Raw genomic sequence first — 2,898 nt, 5'->3', positions numbered from 1 at the left:
TCGAGCAAATAGGTCTTGAGTTCGAGCTGGCTCAGCGCGTACGCGAGGTAGGAGGCGATGGGGAACGCGCGCCGCTGCGCCAGCACGTGAACGTGGGCCGCACCGCGGATGAGCTGCGCGGCGCGCGTGATGTCGGCCTCGTCGACGTTCTCTTCCAGGTGACCCAGCTCGGCCACCGCCTCGCCGACGAACTGATGCAGCACGCCCGAGCCCGCGCCGTTGGGCTTGTTGTGGCGGCGCAGCTGGTCGATGCGCTCGCGGTAGCTGGCCGAGCGTTCGACCAGGTGCTCGCGGAACACTTGCTGCATCTCGGAGAAGCCTCGAAACTCGAGCGCGTTCGCGAAGCGGATCAGCGCCGAGGGCTGCACGCCGGCGGCTTCGGCCACTGCGGCCACCGTGCCGAGGGCGAGCTCGTTGGGCTTGTCGAGCGAGAAGCGGGCAATGAGTTGCAGCTGCTTGGGCAGCGTGGGGTAGACGCGTGAGATGGCGTCCTTGAGATCGTCGTAGTTCAGTGCGGTCATCGGGTTTCCACGGGCTTCAATCGCGCGAGAACTTAGAACAAACGTTCTTGCATGGAAGGAGAATAGAACATACATTCCATCCTGTCCAGCGTTTATTTCATTCCCCCATGTCCACCCCGATCCGAACTGCTCCACTCGTCACCGCACCGATGGTGATCACCGTCGCCTTGCTCGCCAGCACGCCGCTGTGGCTGAGCCAGGTGGGCCTCTACCAGTACCTGGCGCTCGAAATCATGATCTGGATGATGTTCGCGCTGGGCCACAACCTGCTGCTCGGCTACGGCGGCCTGCCCTCGTTCGGGCATGGCGCGTACTTCGGTGTGGGGGCCTACGCGTTCGGCCTCTTGCAGCAGCGTGCCGACGCGGGCTTGCTCACCGGCCTGCTCGGCGCCGTGGTGGTCGCGGCCGTCTTCGGCATGCTGGTGGGCGCCTTCATCTCGCACAAGCGCGGCATCTACTACGCGCTGCTCACGATTGCCTTTGGCCAGGTGTTCTGGTTCGCGGCCGTCAAGCTGCACGGCGTGACAGGCGGTGAAGATGGCCTGCTCAACATCAGGCGCCCGGCGCTGTCACTGGGCTTCACCGACATCGACCTGCGCAGCAACGAAGCCTTCTTCTTCTTCGCGCTGGTGCTGTTCGCGTTGGTGCTGATTGCGCTGTGGCGCCTCATCCATTCACCCTTCGGCCGCGTGCTGCGCGCCGTCAAGCAGAACGAGATGCGCGCGGCCTTCGTCGGCCACAACGTGTGGCTCTACAAGTGGCTCGCCTTCACGCTCTCGGCCGGCGTGGCGGGCCTGGCCGGTGCGCTCTTCGCGATGGCGCAGCAGTCGGCCTACCCCAACGTGATGAGCCTGCACAACTCGGGCTTCGTCGTGATGATGGTGCTGATCGGCGGCGGCCTGGTCAATTTCTGGGGCCCGGTGATCGGGGCGCTGGTGTTCATCCTCACCAGAGACTTGCTGGGCGCCTACACCGAGACCTGGCTGCTCTGGTACGGCCTGGTGTTCATGGTGATGGTGCTGTTCCAGCCCGACGGCGTGGCCGGTGCATGGCAGAAGTGGCGAGCGCATTGCGCGAGGCACCGCAAGCCAGCCGCTGCCGTCGTCAACCACACCCCCAAGGAGGCATGAGCATGGCCCTCTTTGAAGCCACCCAGTTGCACAAGCGCTTCGGCGACAACGTCGTGCTGGAGAGCATCTCGCTCTCGTTCGAGGAAGGCCAGCTGAACGGGATCATGGGCCCCAACGGTGCCGGCAAGACCACCTGCTTCAACGTGCTCACCGGACGCTACAAGCCCGATCGCGGCACGGTGACCTTCGCGGGCGAAGACATCACCGGCCTGTCGCCGCGGCGGATCGCCTGCAAGGGCGTGTCGCGCTCGTTCCAGATCATGAACCTGTTCGACGACGACACCGCGCTCGACAACGTGCTGATCGCCTTGCCCGCGGTGCGCGAGCAGGGCTACTCGATGTGGCGCGACCTCGGCCGCAACAGCGCAGCGCGCGACGAGGCCGCGGCCATCCTGGCCCGCGTGGGTCTGGCCGGCAAGGAGAACGTGCAAGCCGACAGCCTCTCGTACGGCGAACGGCGCGCGCTGGAGATCGGCGTGGCCTTGGCCGCGCGGCCGCGCCTGCTGTTCCTCGATGAACCCACCGCGGGCCTGGGCAGCGAGGGCACGGCCCGCCTGGCCGAGCTGATCGCCGAACTCAAGCGCCACCTCACCATCGTCATCATCGAACACGACATGCAGTTCCTCTTCCGTCTGGCCGACCGCATCTCGGTCATCCACTGGGGCCAGGTGATCGCGCAAGGCCGCCCCGACGAGCTGCGCGCCAACCCGTGGGTGCAGCGTTCCAGCCTGGGCGAGGTGACGGCATGAGCGCGGTGCTCAAACCCAGCGCGAACGACGACGTGCTGTCGATCGACGGCATCGAGACCTTCTACGGCGAGACGCAGGCGCTGTTCGGCATGTCGCTGCGCGTCGCGCCCGGTGAGGTGGTCGCGCTGCTCGGCCCCAACGGTGCCGGCAAGACCACCACGCTGCGCTCCATCCTGGGCCTCACGCCGCCGCGCAAGGGCCGCATCCACTTCGACGGGCAGGACGTGACGCGCCGCCCCACGCACGAGATCGCCGCCATGGGCATCGGCTGGGTGCCCGACGACCGCCGCATCTTCCCCACGCTCACGGTGGCGCGCAACCTCGCCATCGCGCGCAAGAAGACGCGCTTCCGCAGCTGGTCCGAGAAGGAGTGCTTCGAGATCTTCACCGCGCTCGAGTACCTGATGGGCCGCGAGTGCGAGAACCTCTCCGGCGGCGAGATGCAGATGGTCGCCATCTCGCGCGCCCTGCTCGGCTCGCCCGGCCTGGTGCTGTTCG

General features: G+C 66.7%; 4 protein-coding genes. 3 read left to right on the top strand and 1 reads right to left on the bottom strand.

Annotation, left to right across the window (positions count from 1 at the left end; translation table 11 throughout):
- Positions 1–521: MurR/RpiR family transcriptional regulator (locus VFL64_RS03965; RefSeq protein ID WP_489539087.1), on the bottom strand; the 521-nt coding region annotated here is incomplete at its 3' end.
- Between the two features lie 107 nt (positions 522–628).
- On the opposite strand from VFL64_RS03965, the gene VFL64_RS03960 reads away from it, so the two are divergent.
- The 3 genes from VFL64_RS03960 to VFL64_RS03950 form a co-directional block, all read left to right on the top strand.
- Complete coding sequence (locus tag VFL64_RS03960; protein ID WP_489539086.1) at positions 629–1,651, top strand: branched-chain amino acid ABC transporter permease; 1,023 nt, start codon at positions 629–631, stop codon at positions 1,649–1,651.
- A 2-nt stretch (positions 1,652–1,653) separates the two neighbouring features.
- Positions 1,654–2,400, top strand: a complete 747-nt coding sequence (locus VFL64_RS03955) for an ABC transporter ATP-binding protein (RefSeq protein WP_489539085.1) — start codon at positions 1,654–1,656, stop codon at positions 2,398–2,400.
- The coding region (locus tag VFL64_RS03950; protein WP_489539084.1) for an ABC transporter ATP-binding protein at positions 2,397–2,898 on the top strand (502 nt) is incomplete at its 3' end. The genes VFL64_RS03955 and VFL64_RS03950, both read left to right, overlap by 4 nt.

This window comes from Rhizobacter sp. (assembly GCF_035702065.1).
Taxonomy (GTDB): domain Bacteria; phylum Pseudomonadota; class Gammaproteobacteria; order Burkholderiales; family Burkholderiaceae_C; genus Rhizobacter.
Note: the sequence above shows the minus strand (reverse complement) of the source record. Positions and strands in the feature narration are given on the sequence as shown.